This window comes from Anaerocolumna sp. (assembly GCF_032079385.1).
Lineage (GTDB): Bacteria > Bacillota > Clostridia > Lachnospirales > Lachnospiraceae > Anaerocolumna.
In genome coordinates, this window is sequence record NZ_DAMAUC010000011.1 from 13,614 (window position 1) to 35,642 (window position 22,029).

Annotated in this window: 18 protein-coding genes and 1 pseudogene; all 19 read right to left on the bottom strand. The window is 35.3% G+C overall.

What is annotated here, in order from left to right; genetic code table 11:
- A partial coding sequence (locus RT261_RS10340) for a Gfo/Idh/MocA family protein (RefSeq protein WP_313132315.1) occupies window positions 1-1,086 on the bottom strand: 1,086 nt, incomplete at its 3' end.
- 16 nt (window positions 1,087-1,102) lie between these two features.
- Complete coding sequence (locus tag RT261_RS10345) at window positions 1,103-1,942, bottom strand: carbohydrate ABC transporter permease (RefSeq protein ID WP_313132317.1); 840 nt, start codon at window positions 1,940-1,942, stop codon at window positions 1,103-1,105.
- Between the two features lie 21 nt (window positions 1,943-1,963).
- Complete coding sequence (locus RT261_RS10350; RefSeq protein WP_313132319.1) at window positions 1,964-2,866, bottom strand: carbohydrate ABC transporter permease; 903 nt, start codon at window positions 2,864-2,866, stop codon at window positions 1,964-1,966.
- Between the two features lie 108 nt (window positions 2,867-2,974).
- Entirely contained in the window at window positions 2,975-4,330 is a 1,356-nt protein-coding gene (locus RT261_RS10355) for an ABC transporter substrate-binding protein (protein WP_313132321.1), read from the bottom strand.
- Window positions 4,331-4,499: 169 nt separating this feature from the next.
- Window positions 4,500-6,266: a sensor histidine kinase gene (locus tag RT261_RS10360; RefSeq protein ID WP_313132322.1), complete on the bottom strand. Its 1,767-nt coding sequence runs from the start codon at window positions 6,264-6,266 to the stop codon at window positions 4,500-4,502.
- Between the two features lie 343 nt (window positions 6,267-6,609).
- On the bottom strand, window positions 6,610-7,869 hold the full coding sequence (hisIE, locus tag RT261_RS10365) for a bifunctional phosphoribosyl-AMP cyclohydrolase/phosphoribosyl-ATP diphosphatase HisIE (protein ID WP_313132324.1): 1,260 nt from the start codon (window positions 7,867-7,869) through the stop codon (window positions 6,610-6,612).
- A 13-nt stretch (window positions 7,870-7,882) separates the two neighbouring features.
- Window positions 7,883-8,473: an imidazoleglycerol-phosphate dehydratase HisB gene (gene hisB / locus RT261_RS10370; protein ID WP_313132326.1), complete on the bottom strand. Its 591-nt coding sequence runs from the start codon at window positions 8,471-8,473 to the stop codon at window positions 7,883-7,885.
- A gap of 112 nt (window positions 8,474-8,585) precedes the next feature.
- Window positions 8,586-9,878 carry a histidinol dehydrogenase gene (gene hisD, locus RT261_RS10375; protein ID WP_313132328.1) on the bottom strand — a complete coding sequence of 431 codons (1,293 nt, stop codon included), beginning with the start codon at window positions 9,876-9,878 and terminating at the stop codon, window positions 8,586-8,588.
- Window positions 9,879-9,944: 66 nt separating this feature from the next.
- Window positions 9,945-10,595 (bottom strand): ATP phosphoribosyltransferase, encoded by a 651-nt coding sequence (hisG, locus tag RT261_RS10380; protein ID WP_313132330.1) that lies wholly within the window; start codon window positions 10,593-10,595, stop codon window positions 9,945-9,947.
- Window positions 10,596-10,775: 180 nt separating this feature from the next.
- Window positions 10,776-12,036 (bottom strand): annotated as a pseudogene (gene hisZ, locus RT261_RS20940) (ATP phosphoribosyltransferase regulatory subunit).
- A gap of 319 nt (window positions 12,037-12,355) precedes the next feature.
- Window positions 12,356-12,889 carry a Holliday junction resolvase RecU gene (locus RT261_RS10395; protein WP_313132333.1) on the bottom strand — a complete coding sequence of 178 codons (534 nt, stop codon included), beginning with the start codon at window positions 12,887-12,889 and terminating at the stop codon, window positions 12,356-12,358.
- A gap of 99 nt (window positions 12,890-12,988) precedes the next feature.
- On the bottom strand, window positions 12,989-13,954 hold the full coding sequence (locus RT261_RS10400; RefSeq protein ID WP_313132334.1) for an RluA family pseudouridine synthase: 966 nt from the start codon (window positions 13,952-13,954) through the stop codon (window positions 12,989-12,991).
- Window positions 13,955-14,052: 98 nt separating this feature from the next.
- Window positions 14,053-14,748, bottom strand: coding sequence for an HAD family hydrolase (locus RT261_RS10405; RefSeq protein WP_313132335.1), 696 nt, complete (start codon window positions 14,746-14,748; stop codon window positions 14,053-14,055).
- Window positions 14,749-14,778: 30 nt separating this feature from the next.
- A complete protein-coding gene (locus RT261_RS10410) occupies window positions 14,779-15,498 on the bottom strand; it encodes a pseudouridine synthase (RefSeq protein ID WP_313132337.1) in 720 nt (239 codons plus the stop codon).
- Between the two features lie 28 nt (window positions 15,499-15,526).
- Complete coding sequence (locus tag RT261_RS10415) at window positions 15,527-16,915, bottom strand: RsmB/NOP family class I SAM-dependent RNA methyltransferase (protein ID WP_313132338.1); 1,389 nt, start codon at window positions 16,913-16,915, stop codon at window positions 15,527-15,529.
- A 174-nt stretch (window positions 16,916-17,089) separates the two neighbouring features.
- A complete protein-coding gene (locus RT261_RS10420; RefSeq protein ID WP_313132340.1) occupies window positions 17,090-17,893 on the bottom strand; it encodes a GTP pyrophosphokinase in 804 nt (267 codons plus the stop codon).
- A 381-nt stretch (window positions 17,894-18,274) separates the two neighbouring features.
- Window positions 18,275-19,111 (bottom strand): M23 family metallopeptidase, encoded by an 837-nt coding sequence (locus RT261_RS10425; RefSeq protein ID WP_313132341.1) that lies wholly within the window; start codon window positions 19,109-19,111, stop codon window positions 18,275-18,277.
- A 148-nt stretch (window positions 19,112-19,259) separates the two neighbouring features.
- A complete protein-coding gene (locus tag RT261_RS10430; RefSeq protein ID WP_313132342.1) occupies window positions 19,260-20,639 on the bottom strand; it encodes an LCP family protein in 1,380 nt (459 codons plus the stop codon).
- Between the two features lie 141 nt (window positions 20,640-20,780).
- Window positions 20,781-22,028: a CapA family protein gene (locus RT261_RS10435; protein ID WP_313132343.1), complete on the bottom strand. Its 1,248-nt coding sequence runs from the start codon at window positions 22,026-22,028 to the stop codon at window positions 20,781-20,783.
- Window position 22,029 lies beyond the last annotated feature (1 nt).

A 22,029-nucleotide genomic window follows, 5' to 3' on the forward strand; every position in this document is an offset into this window, starting at 1 on the left:
CATGGCATCCCCGCCACTATGTGCACCTGCATATACTTTCGGACGGATGGTTGTTTCAGAAGTTCCGCCAAATCTTCTTACCGTAATATAATTCTTTTCCAAATTAGCACGAATATCACCTTTGGTTCCTAATATACGTATTTCACGGGTTTCCGTAGCATTAAAACCATTTAAATTAAAAGAAACCGTTATATCATCTTCATATAGCATGTTAACAACCTGATGATCACAGACTGTATTATCACAATGGTATACACAGCGTCCGTAGTCACTTTCTTTCACGGCTTTTGTTCTTGCTTCCAGTGAGGTGTCCACACTTATCATACTTGTGGGCCAGCCGGTATTATCTGTTAAATACTGCTTGCATGCAGAGAATGGACAATCTTCTTCAATAGAACAGTCCATACATCTTTTTGCAGAACCTTCCGGAGCATTCTCCTCTTTAAAATAGGTTAATGAGCCGAAAGAACTTATCTTTTTGCACTTCTTACCGATTAACCAATTTAAGATGTCAAGATCATGACAGGATTTTGCCAGTATAATAGGGCTTAAATTTTTAAAATTACCACGTACATAACTATGAGCAATATGTGTATAAGAAACATTTTCCGCATGATGAACGGAAATAATTCTTCCAATTTCATCTTTTTCAAGAAGTTGTTTTATGGTGCTGAATAAAGGAGTATATCTTAATACATGGCACACCAGTAACTGGCAGTTGTTCTCCTTAGCGATACGTACAAGCTCCAGACATTCCCATGCATCAGGAGACATTGGCTTCTCCAGCAAACAATTATACCCTATTTCTAATACCATTTTAGCCATTTCAAAATGCCCTGCATCCAGATTTGCTACAATTACTAAATCAATGTCACTTACCGTCTCTAGCATTGCTTTTGCATTGAGAAATCTCCTTTCTCCGGGAACATGATATTTGTCTCCAAACTGTTCTAATCTCTGAGGATTAATATCACATGCACATACTATTTCTGCTTCATCCGGATGATTAAGTGTATAATCCGAGTATGCGAAGCCTCTGAATCCACAACCGATAACCGCCAATTTTATTACATCATTATTTATCAATTTTACACGCTCCTTCTTAACCTTTTAATCCTGAAGTCGCAATACCCTCAACAAAATAGGGCTGCGCTATAAAGAATAATATTATACTTGGCAACAAACTAATTAAGGTATTGGCAAGGAGAGGTCCCCATGCAACACTGGATGTACTGTCAATCAGACTTCTTAAAAACAAAGATACTGTGAATTTATCAACGGAACTTATATATATTAATTGATTAATATAATCGTCCCATGTCCAAATAAATGTAAATATTGCTATAGAGAATAATACCGGCTTGCATAATGGCATAATGATTTTCATAAATATTCCAAATGTGCTGCAGCCATCAATATATGCTGCTTCATCCAGATCCTTTGGAATACCTCTGATAAATTGAACCATTAAAAATATATGGAATCCATTTACTGCACAAAAAGCAGGTGCAATAAAAGGCAGATAACTATTGATCCAACCGATATTACTGAACATAATATATTTAGGTATCAAAGTTACTTGTGCGGGAAGCATCATCGTTGCCAGCATAAATATAAACAATATCCCTTTCCCTTTAAAATGTAACCTTGCAAATGCAAATGCTGTCAAAGCACTGGATATAACAGTTCCTAATATTACCACTCCCACCAAAATAAAGGTGTTTTTTAAAAAGTAACCAAAACTATGTGTAGGATTTATAAACCAGCCATCAATAAAATTTTGTAACGTAAAATTATCACTAATTAATTTAAAGCTGCTGCCAAAAATCTCTGCACCCGGTTTAAATGCACTGCTGATTAGCCATATCATGGGAAATAGCATTACAAAGCTGCCTGCAATTAAAATTATATGATTTACTATCTTTTGCCCTTTCTCATTCATCGAAATACACCTGCCTTTTTACTAATTTTCATAATACACCCACTTTTGAGAAGACCCGAATATTAACAAGGTAACCGCTAAAATAATCAAGGTTAATATCCATGCTAATGCGGAGGAATAGCCCATTCTATGTGATTCAAAAGCAGTCCTGTAAAGATGCAGCATATATACATATGTAGAATCAGCGGGGCCGCCGTTAGTAATAACGGAAACCTGAGTAAATACCTGAAATGCATTAATTATTCCCATAATCAAATTAAATAAAATAGTAGAGGATATCATAGGAAGCGTTATGCTGAAAAATTGTCTTACTTTATTTGCGCCATCAATATCAGCTGCTTCATATAAGTCTTTTGGCACTTGTTTTAAGGCTGCCAAAAATACCACCATTGCGGAACCAAACTGCCAGGCCCCCATCATTGCAAGAGTTCCTAAGGCCATATCCGGGCTTGTGAGAAAATCGAAGGGCCCTAATCCCATATGGCTTAAAAGCTGATTTACAAAACCATCTCTTGACAATAGGATTTTCCATGTAACTGCCATAGCCACACCGGCACCGATAATTGACGGAATATAGTAAATAGTACGATAAATTGCCATACCTCTTATTTTCTTGTTTAGTAGTTTAGCAACTAGTAAAGCAGCTATGGTTTTAACTGGAACAAACATAAGTACATAGAGAAGCGTGGTAACCAAGCTGGTTTTAAACATTCTGTCATCAAAAAACATTTCTTTATAATTATCAAGCCCTATAAATTTGGTATTACCATATATGGAATAGTCCGTAAAGGACAATCCTAAAGATTGTATCATAGGCCAAATCGTGAATGCCGCTACACCAATAAGCCAGGGCAAAAGAAATAAATATGCTTCTTTGTTATTGTATTTCGTGTTGCTTATTTGTTTTGTTTTTACTCCGAACACAATAAACTCCTTTCCTTCGGATAAATCAGGACCTATAATTAAAACAGCAAGGGAAGAAGTTTGTTCCGTCTTGCCATTTTAATTATAATAAGTCCTATCTATTACCTATTACTCATAAAATTTCTGGAGAATCTTGTTACACTCTGTCTCAACTACATCTAGAAATTCTTGAGGAGTATATTTTCCATACATCATATTCTCAAACTCACGTTTAAATAAAGCATGAATTTCCATATAACCTGCAGGAAATGGTTCATTTGAAATATCCTCGGAAGTGGATTTTTCAATACATTCAAACATTTTTATTTCTGCATCACTTAGGGAATTTACTATACGGCTGCGAATAAGTCCATTACTTGGCACACCCCGCTCAAGTGCTAAAATATCACCTGCTTCTTCATTATTAACAAGGAAGTTAATTAATTCAGCAGAAGCTTCCGGAGACTTGGAATCTTTTGTAATGCTATATACCATAGATGGATTAATCCAAAATGCCTCTTTTTCTAAACCCTTTGGTGTACGTTCGATGCCAAAATTAAGTCCTGCACTCATATAGGCTTGGGTAATAGGCGAATAATGAATAATCATTGCAACTCTTTTCGTCTGGAAATCATCAACATTTTGAGGATTGGAAGCCGTTATTTCCATAGGAGGCATAATGCTTTCATCTAAAGGTTTCTTAATAAATTCCACTGCGGCAAGACCTTCCGGAGTATTAAATGCCACTGATTTTAAATCATCACTCCACAATTTACCGCCACGTTCATACACATATTTTTTAAATGTCAAGTCCGCTCCGGCAGGGTCTTCCATATATGCAGTACCCCAGACATCGATTTTACCATCGCCATCCGTATCCATTGTCAGTTCCTTAGCCGCTTTCATGTAATCTTCCCAAGTCCAGCTGTCGGTTGGATATTCCACTCCTGCTTGATCAAAGTAATCTTTATTGTAGAATAATAAAGAAGTACTTACACCTGCAGGAATTGCATATAATTTACCGTCAATACGGTACATATCTAAAGTTGCCTGAGAAAGCTTACTAACATCTATAATGCCTTTCTCAATGTACTCGTCCAATGGGACAAGCTGTTTTCTTGCTACATATTCGGAAACATTGGTATAGGACAACTGTACAATGTCAGGACCTGTACCCGCTGCAAGCTGAGTTGTTAGTTTATCAAAATAACCATCCCAGCCGGAATACTCCGTTTTTACTGTTGCACTCGGATTGACTCCTTTATAAAGTTCCAATGCATCTACCGTTGCTTTATGTCGTGTTTCACCTCCCCACCACATAAAACGGATATTGCTATTGGCCTTTGTATCCTGTTTGTTTGCTTTTTCCGTTGTTTCTGTCGTTCCTGCTGTTGTTCCTTCCGATTTATTGGCTGAGGCACAACCAGCTAAACTAGTAACGGAAAGCAGAGCTACACATAATAACGCAAATACCTTCTTTCTCATAAAGATCCCCTTTCAAAATTTTTGTGATTTTTAACAATTTCATTGTAGCATAGCAGCTTTTTATTAGTGAGATTGCACTTTGGATAAAATACACACTGTATTTGACTCTTTTCTTTTGCATGGGTTTCCAATTTGACATTAGTGCAAATTCACCACCTATCAGCAGCTATTATATATTGGTTTCGCCTTTATGAAAGGGAATAAAATTCTCAATTTCACTGGAGTTGTCACAGGGCAGAATAATGGTCACTATAGTCCCCCACTCCTCTTTGCTTTTTATAGTCAGACTGCATTGATTCTCATAAACTAATTTAAGCCGTTTATATACATTTTTTATACCAATATGCAGACCAGGTGTATCATTTTGATCAGTGTTCAGATTTTGATTGATTTCTTTTAATCTATCTTTTGACATTCCTTTGCCTGTATCAATTACTTGCAGACATAGGTGAGTACCTTTGGAATGCAGTGTAATTTTTAATTTACTTTTTCCTTCTCTCTCTTTAATACCATGATATATGGAATTTTCTACAAGGGGCTGTATAACAAGTTTTATTATGTAATAATTTTCTAACCCTTCGTCAATATCCCATATTACTTCAAATTGCTCCTGATAGCGCTTTAACTGAATTGCGAGATAGCTTCTTGCATATGCTATTTCTTCCTTTATGGCAACTTTTTCATTGGGATTACTCAAGGAATATTTTAGAACATCTGAAAGATTTCCTAACATTTCACTGACATGATTTGTGATTCCCAGATGTTTTACAATTCCCCAATTAATTGTTTCTAAGGTGTTAAATAAAAAATGAGGATTTATTTGTGACTGTAAGGCTAACAGTTCCATCGCCTCATATTTACTTTTTCGCTCATCTAATTGTGCTTTTATGAAACGGCTTTCAATAAAAACTTTTATCATATTCTGGATTATATATCCATATTCGTCCTTTACTTTTGACGGCAGTTCCGGAAGGGGATGGGAAGCATCTGCTGCTTCAATAATACGATAAATTGCCATTACTCTCTCATAATTTCGTTTGGATATTATATAGGAGGCAAAAAGCAATATAAATATACTGATTAATAATATAACAGCGATTATCTGGCTGACCCGATATGAAAAATCATAAAGCTGATGCATAGGAACCCGGGAAATATAGGAATATCCATTATCGATGGATTTAACTGTAATATACTGGATATTAGGATTATGGCTATTGCTATCACCGGATTCACTGCCATAAATAAAAGTATAAATTTCTTCCCCATCTTCAGAGTATATACTTATCTCCTGACCCTGTAGAAGCTTTAGAGCACTTAATCTCTCATCCAAATAAGAAGCATTTATATTAAGTGCTACAGTTCCCACTTGTTTCAGACCAATATATAGTTTTCGGTAGGCTGTAATTACACTGGTTGGTTTTTCAAAAGAATAGCGTGAAATTTCTCTATGTCTAATCCACGTCATGCTATCTTTTTGTTCTAATTGCCTGACATCCTCAAGCCATTTTTTATCCAAAAACTGTTCCGGTTTTACCTTTCCCTCATTACTTACAATAAAACTGTTTTTGGGATTATTAATATAAACATAAATGGAATGTACATACATTCTGGAATTTGCAAGTGTATTCATGAAATTAAGCATTTCTTGCTCCACCATCCGCTTTTCAGGGGTGCTGTTGCTGGCATCCACATAATCGGTATATTCTGAGGTCTTTGTATAAAATTCAAAATTCAAACTTAAGGAATTAACTTCACTAAGAATGGTTTCCACGTTAGTACGGATTTGAATCAGTAGATTTTCATTGTTTTTATTTAGTTCTTTTAAAACGGAATGATAGACAAAAGATATAGTAAATACCCCGAATAACAAGATTACTATAAATATTGGAAATGCAAAAGAAATGAAACTTTTAATAAACCACTTTTTTTTCATGAAATAGTTCCTCCGTTTTACACTATAGGCTGACAGTTTTATGCACGTTGTCTTATAGGCGTAATATTTAGATGCTTTTTTGTATATTATTAAATAAGTATATTTTATTTATAAGCCAAAAGCAATTGTCATTCGTCAAATTTACCTATAATTCTATCGGAACCAGTGTTGTTTTTGTCATTTGGATCTTATCCAGTGCTGAGGATTTTAAAGGTACCTTGCAATACTTTAATATAGAGCTAAAAAAATCCAGTATAATGGCTGCATTTCCATTTATACTGGATTTCTAGTTTGATTCATTTTTCATTTTGATTTATTTTGTAATTAAATTATAGGTATTCCATCATCTGCGGTGAGCAAGTTCTTTTATTATATCGTCCCAATCCAAATTACATTGAGCCATTAAGACCATCATATGATATAGAAAATCGGATATTTCGTATTTTAATTCTTCTGAATCCGGATTTTTCGCAGCAATAACGATTTCTGTTGCTTCTTCTCCACATTTTTTCAGTATCTTATCAATTCCCTTATCAAAAAGATAGTTCGTATAAGAACCCTCCTTGGGATTCTGCTTTCGATCTAAGATAATGTTGTAAACATCGGATAAAACAGTTAAAGGATTGGTATCATCATATTCCTTTTTGTACAGTTCTGTAAAGAAACAACTTCTGTTTCCCGTATGACATGCAGCACCGATCTGAAGAACTTTTGCCAATATGGTATCTTTATCACAATCAATTGACATGGATTTTACATATTGATAATGTCCGGAAGTTCCTCCCTTGATCCATAAAGACTGGCGGCTTCTGCTATAATAGGTCATTTTACCGGTCTCTACAGTCTTTTGATAAGCTTCTTCGTTCATATAAGCCACCATTAATACTTCACTTGTTTTATAATCCTGTACCACAACAGGGATTAATCCTGCCTCATTTAACTTAAAATCACGAAAATCCATGGAACTTTCAAAGGTGTTAACTTGAATATCCTGAGCTTTTAGGGAAATCTTAACCTTCGATAAGTCTTTATCCTTATAATGATTGGTAGAAACACCAAGTACATTGGAAGGCTCTAGAAGGCTGGCAATATCATTTTTAGTAAGGCTGTCCCTAATAATAACCGGCAGCTGTAAAGAGGATATTGCTTCTACAATTTCACCAGTTAATTCAACATGTTTTAATAGAATAGCGTACACACCGGAATCCTTTAATTCTGACATGAATGCAGATTTTTGGATATCCTTATAATCTTCCAGCTCCACTACTATCTTATCTATTCCAAAACGTTTGACAGCTTCCTCTAAAATCTTCTTGTCTTTTAATATGGAATACTTTATAACTACATAAGCAGCTCCTGTATACAGTGCCTTCTTCACATCTTCAAAACGTTTTACATAGCATCCCACAAATACAGGAATATCAACCTGTTTGATTACCTCTTTCACTGTACATAAGAATTCCTCTTCCGAAACTTCATCCAGGGAATAGTTATACAAAAATAATGCGTCCCCGCCACTATAATCATATTTGGCAGCCTCATTTATTACATTAGCTGCTATTTCATTTTCACAATTAATATAAGGTATAATTTTTTTATACATGAATGCACCTCCTTTAGTCCACCGTTCCTTTTGTGGATAACACATCTTCAATTCTTTCATCATATTGAACCGCTTGATCTAAGGCTTTTGCAAAAGCTTTAAATGCTGCCTCAATAATGTGATGGTTGTTAGAGCCATGAATTAATTTTATGTGAAGATTCATGCCTGCTGAGTAAGAAATGGCATAAAAGAATTCTTTTACTAATTCCGTTTCCATATAACCTACTTTTTCAGCGGTTAAAGGAAGGTCAAATACCAGATAAGGTCTGCCGGATAAGTCAAGTGCACATAATACCAGAGTTTCATCCATTGGAATAATTGCATTTCCATACCGTTTAATTCCCTTTTTGTTCCCTAATGCATTACGGATTGCCTGACCTAAAACAATACCGGTATCTTCTACCGTATGATGGGCATCTACATGTAAGTCGCCATTTGTAACCAGATTCAAATCAAAAAACCCGTGTCTTGTAAAGTTATCTAACATGTGGTTAAAGAATCCGATTCCTGTTTCAATCATCCCCTTACCGGTTCCATCTAAATTCAGTTCCAGAATAATATCTGTCTCTTTGGTTTTTCGTTCCACTTTTGCATTTCTACTCATTTTTATAACCATGCTCCTTTCAAAGGTTGTAAGAATGAAATTCTTCCTAGTATGAAGAGGTTTTCTTCTAAGTGTAAGATGCTTGTTCCTTTAAGATAGTTTGATTCATTGCTTATTCTTCGAATCTAACGGATATGGAATTGGCATGTGCAGTTAATCCTTCTGCATTAGCAAATTTCACAATATCTTTATAAATTGGTTCTAACGCTTCTTTTGAAAATGCTATAATACTGGATTTTTTAATAAAATCATCCACACTAAGAGGTGAGAAGAATTTAGCGGTTCCATTGGTAGGTAATACATGATTGGGTCCTGCAAAATAATCTCCCAGGGGTTCGCTGCTGTATTCTCCTAAGAAAATTGCCCCTGCATTCTTAATTTTTGTCATTACATAAAAAGGATCTTTTGTAACGATTTCTAAATGCTCGGAAGCTATTTCATTGGCTGTTTCAATAGCTTCTTCCAAAGTATCTGCTAATAAAATATAGCCGTAATTATCTAATGACTTTTGTATAATCTCTTTTCTGGATAACTGTGCAACAAATTTATCCACTTCTTCCGACACCTTTTCTGCCAATTCTTTACTAGTAGTAATTAAAATGGCAGAAGCCAATTCATCGTGTTCTGCCTGGGACAATAAATCTGCTGCTACATATCTTGGATTGGCACTTTCATCAGCCAGAACTAAGATTTCACTTGGTCCTGCTATGGAATCTATGCTTACATGGCCATAAACTGCTTTTTTGGCAAGGGCTACATATATATTACCGGGGCCTACTATTTTGTCTACCTTCTTAATACTTTCTGTTCCAAAACTTAATGCTGCTATAGCCTGGGCTCCGCCTGCTTTATAGATTTCTGTAACACCCGCTTCTTTTGCTGCCACCAAAGTTCCTTCATATATTTTACCGTTTTTTCCCGGTGGTGTCACCATAGCTATTCTCTCAACACCGGCTACCTTAGCAGGAAGAACATTCATTAATACAGAAGAAGGATACGCTGCTTTGCCACCTGGAACATATACGCCAACCGCACCAATTGCCGTTACTTTCTGGCCTAGTAAACTGCCATCCGGCTCGCTGTCAAACCAGCTATATTGTTTTTGCTTTCTGTGATAAGCTTCGATATTATTGGCAGCTTTACGTATAACTTCTACTATGGAAGGGTCTAATAAAGAATAGGCTTCCTCAAACTCTTCCTTGGTCACCCTGATATTACCGGAATTGATATCTGCTTTATCAAATTTTTTGGTGTATTCAAATATTGCTTCGTCTTTTCTGGATTTTACATCTTCTATTATATTATTTACAGCATTAGTATATTCTTCATATTGGTTCGGACTTCTTTTTAAAAGGTTTTCTAATATGTTCATCTTGGATTGGGAATTTAATGGAATGATTTTCATGGGAAGCTCCTTTCTTTATACCTGTGTATTGGTTATTGGTTATCTAATGTTTATGTTTGATAAGGATCATTCTTTATTATGAGCAAGAACCTCTCTCAAATCATTAATTAACTTGGTAATCCGCTCATTTTCCATCTTCATGCTTACTTGGTTGACTACCATTCTGGCTGACAATGGACATATTTCCTCAAGTACTTCCAATCCATTCTCCCGTAAAGTAGAGCCGGTCTCTACAATATCTACAATAACCTCAGCAAGCCCTACAATAGGAGCCAACTCTATAGATCCGTTTAACTTAATAATTTCCACTGTCTGATGTTTTTTATTATAAAAATAATCCTTAGCTATATTAGGGTATTTGGTTGCAACACGGATTAATTCACCATTCTCAAGGAGCTTTTTTGCATCTTTAGGACCGGCTACACACATTCTGCATTTTCCGATTCCTAAATCAATTACTTCATATAATTTTCTGCCTTCCTCTAATATGGTATCTTTACCTACAACACCAATATCAGCGGCTCCATATTCCACATAGGTAGGGACATCGTTTGCCTTTGACAGAAATATCTTAATCTTTTGTTCTTCATTTGTAAAAATAAGCTTCCGAGATTTCGGATCCTTCATTTCTTCACAGGTATAGCCTATCTGCTCCAGTATATCCAATGTTTTATTCGCCATCCTGCCTTTCGCTAGTGCAAAGGTTAAATATCTCATACGATTTTCTCCTATCTCCTACTATGATTTTAACAATCTATGCCCTTGTGATATCTCAATAATAAATATCCGGCTCCTGTATTTTTTTTATTATATTGTATTTTTACTGCATTAGTAATAATCTGCTTTCTGCTTCATAGTAAGTTTATTCAGTAAGTTTAATTGTTTACGGATACTGGATTATTCCTTTAAGAAGTCTTCGAACTTTGCCTCTTGAATTACTCCACTATCAGAATTAATTACTTTAATTACTTCCGGTGTTTCAAAATAAAGAATACCGCCTATTCTGTTTCTCTTTGCATAAGCAATATAATCCTCTAAAGTAAAATCTGTTCTAACACGTAATAATTCAATATTCATGCCTTCATTTCTAAAGTGATTGGCAAGTATAATGGCATGCTGACGTACCATTGTTTTATAAAGGATTAATGTGTTTTCAGCGGTCATTTCCAAGCCTTTCTTTTGTCTGGATAATGCAAGCATTAACTGATCTACATAGAATGCCAGACCAATTGCAGGCGCTTGTTTTCCAAACTGTCCCACCAGATTATCATAACGTCCGCCGGTGGCTATAGGTTCGCCGGTGCCATAAGTATAAGCCTTGAATATAATACCGGTATAGTAATTGTATTTACTTAACATTCCCAAATCAAAAGATACGTATTTTTCTAATTTATATATGGTCAATATGGAATATAAGTCTTCTAAACGTTTGATTGCTTTTAACGCCCTATCATTCTTTGTTAAGGACTTTACATAAGTGAATTTATCTAAAGAACCGAATAATTCAGGAAGATTTAAGAAAATTGTTTAAGTTAGAAGATATATCCTTATTTGATATAATTTCTTCCACTCCAAACAGATTCTTGTTCTCAATAAGAATTCTAAATTGGTTCTCTTCCTCTCCATTAAACCCTGCTTCTTCCACTAAGCCCCGGAAAAAGTCAGCATCTCCTATTTCAACCTGAAATTCTTTAAGTCCTGCCTGCAATAAGCACTCAATTGTAAGTGCAAGCATCTGAGCATCAGCATCAATGGAACTATCATTCATTAATTCCGCGCCTAACTGGGTGAATTCCTTTAACTTTCCCTGGTAGCTGCTATTATTAATAAAAGTACTTCCCATATAACATAGACGTATGGGCAGTTCTTCATTCTTATAATATTTTGCGGCACATCTGGCTATGGAGGGAGTAATATCCGGACGTAAAACCAGTGTATTTCCTTCTTTATCAAAGAATTTATACATATCCTTATCTGCTACTGTACCCCGTTCTTTATTGAATATGTCAAAAAATTCAAAGGTCGGAGTCTGAATGTCTTTAAATCCATGGAGTTTCATAACCTGATGAAGCCGGTTCTGAAGCTGCAATTTGCTTTCACATTCACCATTGTATATATCTCTTACGCCTTCCGGTGTATGCAATAATTTATTTATCATATTTTACCCTGCTCCTTTCAAAGTCTGGAAACTTTGTGGGTAGCACAAAGCACCGATTGAAAGGATAAGACACTTTCAACCTTTCCATATTTCCGCGCTGCTTTTTACGCAAAGAACTTTTTATTTCATTATTACTTCACTTGCTTTAACATGGTAACGTGATAATTCATTACCATAATAATTTAAATAATTATAGTATAGAGTTTTAAGTATGTCAACTAATCATATTCTTATTTCTACTATAATCAAGTTCTTATTTCTCGTATAATCAAATTCTTACTTCTCCTATAAATGTTTTTATGTAATTTTTGCCCTTATTTTATTCACGGTTTTCTATATCTTTTGCTAAATTCTCAAGGTAGTGGACAAATACATGATTGATACATTGTATTTCATTCCCCGGGTTTAGTTCCTCAAAGCGGAAACTTTTTCTTCCTCCCTGTTTGGCTCTTTCCCAAAATTCCAAAAGCTTTTTATAGGGCAGGTAATGATAATAATCTTTCTTTGAATAATAAATCAACAGGAAAGCAACGCCTCCCTGTTCCTCAAATTCTTTCATAAAATTTACTTGGTGTTCATGTATGTTTTGTATTGCAAAGGTATCTACAGCGCACTCCTTTGCATCAAAACAGACCGGAACCCCCTGTACGGCCCCAATATAATCCACCGTACTTTTTTCTTCAAAATATGCTAAAGTAATATGCCTCTTCTCTTTATCTATATTAATTGGAGTAATAGGCGTAGGAATCTTTTGAATCAATGCCAATTTCTTTTCTCTGTATTTTACATTGGTAAGATTGATTAGTTCTTCCAGCGACGACCCTCTAAGGCCTCTGGAGTTCCATAACGGCATACTTAATCCTCCTTCCATTTCTGGGTGTATCCGAAAATTATTGTCCTAATCTCCCGCCAAGTATGACGCACCTCTTGGAAGGAGCAATTTTCAGCACCCTTAGTGAAACAATTGTTTTTCTATTCTTTGAAATAACTCCGGTTCTTCTGCAGTTAATTCCATTCCGCTTAAATGCTGAAACTCCTCTGTCATTTTAGGAAAAATAATTTGGTAAGAATGTAACAGCTGATGTTCCAGACCAAATTCTTTTCTAAACCACTTATTCATGTTCCCGTTACCGTACTTGGTATCACCTGCAATAGGATGTCCTATACTGCTTAAATGCCCACGAATCTGATGTGTCTTTCCTGTTATTAATTTTACCCTTAATAACGTATAATCTTCATTATATTTAATCGGTTCATATTCCGTCTGAATGAAGTCGCCCTCTTCTATCTTACCTTTACTTACTGTAACCTGATTGGTCTTCTTATCTTTTTTCAGGTATCCGGATACCTGTCCAGGTTTCTCCATCTTACCTTTTACAATACAAAGATAATATTTATGAAGAGATCGGTCACGGAATAACCCCGACATGGTCTGAAGTCCTATTAAGCTTTTTCCTGTCACTACTAACCCACTGGTATTGCGGTCTAAGCGATTGCAGATTGAGGGCTTAAAGGTCTGTAACTCCTCCTGGGTAATCTGCCCAGAAGTTAGTAAATAGGAAATTACCTGCTCCACTAAAGACACATCCTCCGGCACTGATTTTTGGGATAATAAACCTGCAGGTTTATTTACTACTAATATATTGCTATCTTCGTAGACGATGTCAAATTCTCTTTCTACTACTGTAGTATCGCTCTGTTCACTAAATTTTTCTATAGTTTCCTCGGATAAAAAGAATTTAATTTCATCATCCATTTTGGTTATTTCAGAGCCTTCGGCTTTTTTACCGTTTAGGGTTATATTCTTCTTACGCAGCATCTTATAAATAAAACTTTTAGGTGCTTTATTCAGCTGCTTCATTAAAAGCTTATCTAAACGCTGTCCGGCTTCATTTTTTTCTACTATTAATATCTTCATAAGTTGGCCTTTCAAAGTATTGGCTTTTCTGATCTCTCAATATCTAATTTTCTATTAATATTTAAATTTTCTATTAATGTCTATTTTTCTATTAATATCTAGTTTTCTAATTCAATATTTAGTTTATAATCCGGTTTCTTATCCTGAAATATAGGAAGTTCAAAAAAAGAACTAACATAATAATCTGCAGCTTCTTTTTTCACATCCGTATCTTTAACAGAATACGCATCATATACGGCACAGACTTTTGCTCCGGCATTCTTTCCTGCCATAACCCCCGGAAGTACATCTTCAAATACCAGGCATTCTTCCGGTTTGACATTTAAATCTTCTGCTACTAATAAGTATATATCCGGTGATGGCTTTCCTTTTTCTACTTCACAGGCAGTTCGAATAGAACCAAAATAAGATTCCACTTCTAATTTTTGAACAATCAAATTCACAAGTTCTCTGGAATTACTGGTTGCGATACCTGCCTTTATATTATTTTCTTTTAAATACTTAAGCAGCTCTAATGCTCCTTCTTTTAGTGGAACCTGGCTGGTATATCTATGCCAGGCCATTTCATTCCACTCTTCTTTGATATGTTCTAAAGATTGTTTTAACTGAAATCGGCTTTTGAAATATTCTGCCGTTTCTGAAAAACTCATTCCTTCAATACTTTCTTGTAAGCCTTCCGGATACTCCATTCCATATTTATTTAAGAATTCAACATCAATATCTTTCCACATCCACATGGAATCCACTAGAGTGCCGTCTAAATCAAATAAAACTGCTTTAACATTATTAAACATTTATACACCTTTTCTAATTTTATTTTCTTCCTAACTGCTTTTAAGAGAATCAATTTCCTCCTTGGTAAGCCTTCTATATTCCCCCGGAATAAGGGTTTCATCTAATTTTAAACTTCCCATGCTTAGGCGTTTTAAATATATAACTTCTTTTCCTACAGCAAGAAACATTCGTTTTACCTGATGAAATTTGCCTTCATAGATAGTTAATTCAATTTCTGATATTTCATCTGATTTTATAATATTCAAAACTGAAGGCAAGGTTGTAAATTCTTCATTGATTTTTACTCCTTTTTCAAATAACTGAACATCCTCCTCAGTTACGCAGCCTTTTACTTTGGCATAATACACTTTTGCAACATGCTTTCTGGGAGAAAGTAGTTGGTGGGACAGCTCTCCATCATTTGTAAGCAGTAATAAGCCTTCTGTATCCTTATCCAGCCTTCCCACAGGAAAGATTTCTTTGCTATTTGCTTCTTTAATCAATTCTACAACTGTAGTGCAATGATTGTCCGTAGTTGCAGACACTACTCCCGCCGGTTTATTTAACATATAATAGACGAATTTTTCATACTGTACTATATTATTGTCAAATAGTACTTGGGTATCGGTTATGTTTATTTTTATATCCGACCCTTTTACAACTTGTCCATCTACCTGAACCCGTCCTTTTCTGATATAAGTTTTTACTTCACTTCTTGTTCCAACACCCATATCGGTAAGATATTTGTCCAAACGAACTGTATTGCCCATTCACCTCGTATCCTTTCAATCTGTTTCATTACATCCATCTCCAACCGGGAAGATATTTATTTTTCAATGTTTGTCCGGTAAGCTTTCCCCATCCTAAAGGATAGCCATCAACACATATAAGCTGCCAACCATCTTTATATTCTCCGGATACATCAATGGTTTCACATTTTAGATATTTTATAGTATCCGGGTTCTCTGCCAATAAGTTTATAATTTGGCTATATTCACTGATTTTAAGCGAACTTGCCAGAGCCTGACTTGGTTCAAAACGGTTCTTCTTCATCTCACCAAGGAATAATCCCGGTCTCATAATTCTTAAGCCTTTTAAAGACGGAAGCTCTTGGGGATATAAATATAACTTGTCCTCACGGATATCAATCTGTTTAGAATCCCATTCTACATCCAATTGATTCATAAACGCTTCCGCTTCATCGGATAAATTTCCATAATTTATTTTGCCTGCAGAATACCCTATTTCCTGTGAAGAGGATTTTTCCAAAAGAGTGATAAAATGCCCTTCTCCATGAATCTTATGAGGCCATAGACGTATGCAGTTTTTTAATTCCTCAGGACCTTCTATCCACTCCGGCCTTCCAAATGAAAATCCTTCATAGGATACCTCACTCTTATCCGCCTTGTTTTCTATTGGATTTAAAACATGAAATTCCGGACAATTTTCCAACAAATACTTAATAGTTCCTTCATTCTCTTCCGTTGAAAAAGTACAGGTAGAATATAGCATCTTCCCGCCTGGCTTTAACATTTTTGCGGCATATAGTATGATTTCTTTTTGTAATTTATTATAATAGTCTACACCATATTGTTCCCAGTTTTTCATAATGGAAGGGCTCTTTCGAAACATACCTTCTCCGGAACAAGGTGCATCTACTAATATTTTATCAAAATAACCTTCGAAGTAATTAGCCAGTTTAGCAGGGGCTTCACTGACAACAACAGCATTACGGACACCAAATAACTCAATATTCTTAAGCAATGCTTTCGCCCTGGAATTACTGATATCATTGGCTACCAAAAGGCCCTCTCCTTTTAGCTTTGCAGCAAGTTCCGTACTTTTACCTCCCGGAGCGGCACATAAGTCCAATACCTTATCTCCCGGTTCTACTGGAAGTAAATTGGCTGGAGTCATGGCACTGGGTTCCTGAATATAATATAAGCCAGCATGATAATAGGGATGTCTTGCTGGTTGCTCATTTCCGTTATAATAATAGCCGTTCTCAATCCAAGGTATTCTGGTAATTTCGAAAGGACAAATGGCTTCAAATTCTTTCGGTGTTAATTTTAATGTATTTACACGAAGTCCACTGTAATGTTTCTGGTCATAAGAATGAAGAAAATCTGTATATTCCTCCTCTAACAGGTTCTTCATACGCTCTTCAAAAAGCTTAGGTAATGTCATAAAATCTCCTTAATTCTGTAAACTGTTTCTATTTGTTTTTAGTATTATACTCATGTCATTCTGATTGTAATTCTTCGAAGCAGAATTCGCAAAAGTTCTTCACCATGCTTTATCTGTATTCCTTCTCCATATGACAAAGCTGAATATACATCAGAATGACAACTTCATTTATATCTATCTCAAACTTTGAGCCCGGTATCCTTCCGATATCACGTCCAATTCCTTGCTAAAACGTTCTAATTGCTCCAAATCTCCGGTCTCATAAATTTTATAAAATTCATCTTGAATCTTAAGAACTTCCCTCTTATTGGCTACTTTATACAAATTCTGAATATTGGTTAATATATCCGATACGGTATTAGCTTTTATTTTAAATGAATTTTGCGCATCCATAATTTCACCGCGAATCTGTGACATTTCGGCATCTAATGCAATTATGGCATCGGCTGCTCTGGAAAGTCTATGTCGAATATGTTCCGGCATATTATGTTTGTATTTATACTGAAGGGAATGTTCAATGGTTGCCCAAAAGTTCATGGCCAAGGTACGAATCTGAATCTCCGCTTGAATTTGCTTGGTACCAGTAAGAGTCTGAACATTGTAGTAAATTATTAAATGATAACTTCTGTAGCCGCTGGTTTTCATATGTGCAATGTAATCTTTTTCACTTTTTACAGTCATATCCGTTCTTTTTTTTATGATTTCCACTACTTTGTTAATATCTTCTACAAACTGGCAGATAATACGAATTCCTGCGATGTCTTCGATTTCTTCTTCCATATTCTCTAAATCAATGCCCTTTTTCTGGGATTTTTCTAAGATACTTGATATGGTTTTCACTCTGCCATTTACTTGTTCAATCGGTGAATAATCACCCATTTTTCGATATTCATCAATAATATGATTGAACTTAACTACCAATTCATCAACTGCTAAAACATAGGGATCTAATATTTCTCTCCATAACTGAATTTCCATACAATTCCTCTCCTGTCCCCATTTATTTTTTTGCCGAAGTTTTCTGTCTTTTTCTTCGCACAAAACTTTTATGGGTGGATTCTAAAAATTAGGAATCCACACGTTTGTATTATATCCTGAACATAAAAGCTGTTCAGGATCTTGGCTCTCCATTCGGAGAATGCAAGCGAGCTTGCATTTTCCTCATTACGTTTGTATTATATCCTGAACATAAAAACTGTTCAGGATCTTGGCTCTCCATTCGGAGAATACAAGCAAGCTTGTATTTTCCTCATTACGTTTGTATTATATCATATTCATATTATTTTGTGGAAATTTTTTTACAATATATTTGTGGTATAATCAGACTATTTTTATGAAGCTGATATATATAATTGGGTTTTACTGTGACTGTAAATATAAAAGGATATAGTAAGGATTTACACTAAGCTCTCCGTTAGGGGTATCTATGTATATTCCCAAATGCAAGTGTACAGCGAACATACCTGTTGTACCCTCAGGTCCATAACCACTGTCCCCCATAAACCCTAGTAGTTGGCCTGCTTTTATTTTATCTCCCTTTTTTATACCTTCCGCATAGGATTCCAAATGAGCATAATAAAAGTAAGCACCTGAAGGGGCACGTATCCCTATTCGGTAACCACCCTTTTCCAGCCACCCTATTTTCTCCACTACTCCGTCGGTTATACTGATTATTGGATATAGGCCGGTAATGCTATATTCCGGCATCAAATCCGTTCCCTCATGTTTTCTGGCCCCGCCGTAATTTCGGTCCGCATACCAGGAATCATCAAAGGTTACATATGAGTCACCATTTTCTTTTAGAGGAAGAGGAAAATATTTTATATCGTTAAGTATTGCATAGTAATATTTCTTTAATTCTTGATAAGCTTCATTATGTTTTACTTGTGGAAGCAGTTTTTTTAGATTACTTGTCTTTATATTCTTTTTCTCTGATAACTCATAATCATTTATTAACATAGTTATAGTTAAGTCTTCTACTTTATCTATGTCCTTTTTCACTTTCTTTATTCGGGAAGGGGGCAGCTTCATTTTACGGAATTCTTCGTATTGAATACTTGTACCATTTATACGATTGACATACATATGTAAGCCAATTTGATTCAGTAAATAACCAGAATATAGGACAGTAATGAATAAAAGAACACTAAAGAAATAAAAAGGTTTCTTTTCTGCAGGTATATTTAATTTTCTCATATGCACCTTCTTTAAAATATGGCTTTCTTTTTATTATATGTGCATAGAAATTAGATATGACCCTATCCCCTTATCTCAATTATAAAACCTCTGAAAAACGACATTAAAATGGACTTGCTAAACATATCTATATAGCAAGTCCTGACTTTTATTCTTCTACGCTGCCAAATATAAATTCATGAAGTACTTTTATATTTGCCTCCAAATCCGGTATTAAGACCGCCATTTTTCTGGCGTAACCTTCCTCGAATGTATTATCAGCTGGTATACGAATATCCTCAATCTCTGATAATCCCATGCTAACAGCAACTTTTAAATAAGTCTCAAATTCATTCTTGGTTATATCTGTTGATATTAAAGGCAAGATATCATAAAGTAATAAGGATAATTCCGGCAGACTTTTTGATTTATATTTATCAAATATTGCATTTAATACAACACGGTGTCTGGAAGTCCTTCCGTAGTCATCTCTTTCATGATTGTTTGTTGATACATAACGAACACGGCAATATCCCAAAGCCTGGTTTCCGTTTAGTGTTTGTAATCCCGGTACTACCTTTCGGTATTGTGGTTTTGAGATATAGTTCGTATTATTTAAATAACGTGCCTCTGACTCTGTTAATGTAATATTAACCCCGCCAAGTTTATTAATAACAGATTCAAAATCATCAAATCCTACTCTTACATAGCCATCCAGCTTTACATCGAAGTTTAATTCTATTGTTTCATATAATAAAGGGATTCCACCTATTTCGTAGGCAGCATTTAATTTATTATCTTTATTGCCGGGAATCTGTACCAATAAATCTCTCATCAAAGAAGTTAATTTTAATTTCTTATCCTTGGTGTTCATAGTTGCAATAATCATGATGTCGGTACGCCCGCGACCGCCACCTGAATCAATAGCTTCTTCCCCTAATAATAATACATTAATGACACCTTCTTCTTGTCTGGCTCCATCCTCCGCATGTCTTGTATCCCATGAAACAGGAGTGTCTGTAATCTGGTTCTTAAGTGCGTCTTCTTCCACATCATCAATTACGGTTTGCTGTACCACTTCAGCTCCATCGTTATATTTCATACGCCCATATGCAATATTCACTGCTGTATTCCATATAAAATTTCTGCCACCGGGAGTAATAATCAGTAAAATACAAACCAGTAAAAAAGTCCCAAGGGTTCCGCCCACTATTTTAACCCATAAGGGTATGTTTCGTTTCTGTTTTACATCGTCGCTTGTATCCAGTTCTTCCTGTATTTGCTTACCAATAGAAGCACTGATATCGCTTAAGATTTCCTCTTCTTCCTGGGCTAAGGCAAGTTCTTCGTCTAAAGGTACATTCTCATCTACTACATCATCAATCCACTTGGTTAAATCAAAATCTTCCTCTATATTTAAATCTTCTGTATTAACGTCATCCTCTGTGCACTTACAATTATCTTTTTCTTGTCCACTGCATTCATTTTCATTTTTATTCATTTCTAATAACCATGCTCCTTCCAAAGTCTGGGCACTTTTGCACAGCATAAAGAATGAAATTCTTTCAAGCTTAACTCCCATGATTTTATTTAATTCAGTATTTATAGAATAATAGTTCCAAATACTGGCATAAAATATTATAGCATACTATTAACGTAGTGTAAAATACTTATTATGCTAATATAAAGACTAATAGGATATGGCACCTGTTTTATCAAAAGTTACGCCATATGATATGTCTGTTATATACTTATAAAACTTTTGAATTTCTACTGGATCTTCTAATATAAATGTTGTCCCATTCTCTGCCTTTGCAGGTAATAGCTCTGTTTTTACAGAATCCCCTTCTTGTAAAGTTACCTTTAGCAAAGCCGTCTGTGGAATATTATTATAAAACATAAAGTTGCCCAAACTATAAATAATGGGCTTATCTTTATAATACTCCACTCCCTGCAGCACATGAGGATGGCTTCCTACAACCAGGTCTGCGCCTGCGTCTATGTATTGTTTTGCCATCTTACGCTGATATTCTTCCGGGTGGTTATTCTTCTCAATCCCCCAATGGACATATACAATAACATAATCACTTTGTGACTTGGCAGTTTCAATTTCTGCTATCAGTGCAGTGGGATCATAAGTGGTAAATAATCCGGGTTTGTTCTCTCCTGCGTTCCATTCAGCAACTGGGATAACCCGTGAAGCACCTAATATGGCAATGGTTTTTTCACCAACATCAAAATATTCCGTTTCTCGTGCTTCTTTTATATTGTTACCTGCACCAACATATGGTATCTTAGCACCTTGTAATGCACTAAAGGTATCTTGTAAAGCCTCAATACCATAATCTAATACATGATTATTGCCTAAAGTCACCACGTTAATCATCATGTCTGTAAAAACTTGCGCATATTGAGGATCAATCCGGAAAGTAAATTGTTTATCCTTAGCTTTTGAACCTCTATTGCTAAAAGGAAATTCTTCATTAGCCATAACAATATGGGCGTTTTGAAATTCTTTCTGAATGTTTTCTGAAAGAATTCCATCCACACCCTTTTTGTTATACTGATTTAAAATAAAATCGGATAAATAAATATCTCCCGTAAACAGCATTACAATCTCATCAGTATTTTTATCATTGGCATTTGTTTCATTCGTATCCTCATAGGGATTCTCATTTTCAGAATCCCTATCATCTTTTTCCACATCACTATTATGTTCTCCAGATGCCGTATCGGAGTCCTTAGCCGGGTCTTCATTGGTGGTTTCCTGGTTATCGCCCTCCCTATTCAAGTCCTTTTCCACATAAGAATCTTCCTTAGCTTTATCCGAAATCTTAATATAAGAATAAGCAATCAATTCACCAATAATACCGACTGTTAATATGCAAATAACAATTACTATGGTCCGCAGCCTGGCATAGAATTTCTTTTTATTCATA

What these genes read in the sequence shown, in the direction of transcription:
- RT261_RS10400 (WP_313132334.1), bottom strand. Translation starts at nt 13,954, where the DNA reads ATGAAGATATTAATAGTAGAAAAAAATGAAGCCGGACAGCGTTTAGAT.
- RT261_RS10430 (WP_313132342.1), bottom strand. Translation starts at nt 20,639, where the DNA reads ATGCTGTGCAAAAGTGCCCAGACTTTGGAAGGAGCATGGTTATTAGAA.
- hisG (WP_313132330.1), bottom strand. Translation starts at nt 10,595, where the DNA reads ATGAGATATTTAACCTTTGCACTAGCGAAAGGCAGGATGGCGAATAAA.
- hisB (WP_313132326.1), bottom strand. Translation starts at nt 8,473, where the DNA reads ATGAGTAGAAATGCAAAAGTGGAACGAAAAACCAAAGAGACAGATATT.
- RT261_RS10410 (WP_313132337.1), bottom strand. Translation starts at nt 15,498, where the DNA reads ATGGGCAATACAGTTCGTTTGGACAAATATCTTACCGATATGGGTGTT.
- RT261_RS10415 (WP_313132338.1), bottom strand. Translation starts at nt 16,915, where the DNA reads ATGACATTACCTAAGCTTTTTGAAGAGCGTATGAAGAACCTGTTAGAG.
- RT261_RS10345 (WP_313132317.1), bottom strand. Translation starts at nt 1,942, where the DNA reads ATGAATGAGAAAGGGCAAAAGATAGTAAATCATATAATTTTAATTGCA.
- hisIE (WP_313132324.1), bottom strand. Translation starts at nt 7,869, where the DNA reads ATGTATAAAAAAATTATACCTTATATTAATTGTGAAAATGAAATAGCA.
- RT261_RS10360 (WP_313132322.1), bottom strand. Translation starts at nt 6,266, where the DNA reads ATGAAAAAAAAGTGGTTTATTAAAAGTTTCATTTCTTTTGCATTTCCA.
- hisD (WP_313132328.1), bottom strand. Translation starts at nt 9,878, where the DNA reads ATGAAAATCATTCCATTAAATTCCCAATCCAAGATGAACATATTAGAA.
- RT261_RS10425 (WP_313132341.1), bottom strand. Translation starts at nt 19,111, where the DNA reads ATGAGAAAATTAAATATACCTGCAGAAAAGAAACCTTTTTATTTCTTT.
- RT261_RS10420 (WP_313132340.1), bottom strand. Translation starts at nt 17,893, where the DNA reads ATGGAAATTCAGTTATGGAGAGAAATATTAGATCCCTATGTTTTAGCA.
- RT261_RS10355 (WP_313132321.1), bottom strand. Translation starts at nt 4,330, where the DNA reads ATGAGAAAGAAGGTATTTGCGTTATTATGTGTAGCTCTGCTTTCCGTT.
- RT261_RS10405 (WP_313132335.1), bottom strand. Translation starts at nt 14,748, where the DNA reads ATGTTTAATAATGTTAAAGCAGTTTTATTTGATTTAGACGGCACTCTA.
- RT261_RS10435 (WP_313132343.1), bottom strand. Translation starts at nt 22,028, where the DNA reads ATGAATAAAAAGAAATTCTATGCCAGGCTGCGGACCATAGTAATTGTT.
- RT261_RS10395 (WP_313132333.1), bottom strand. Translation starts at nt 12,889, where the DNA reads ATGCCGTTATGGAACTCCAGAGGCCTTAGAGGGTCGTCGCTGGAAGAA.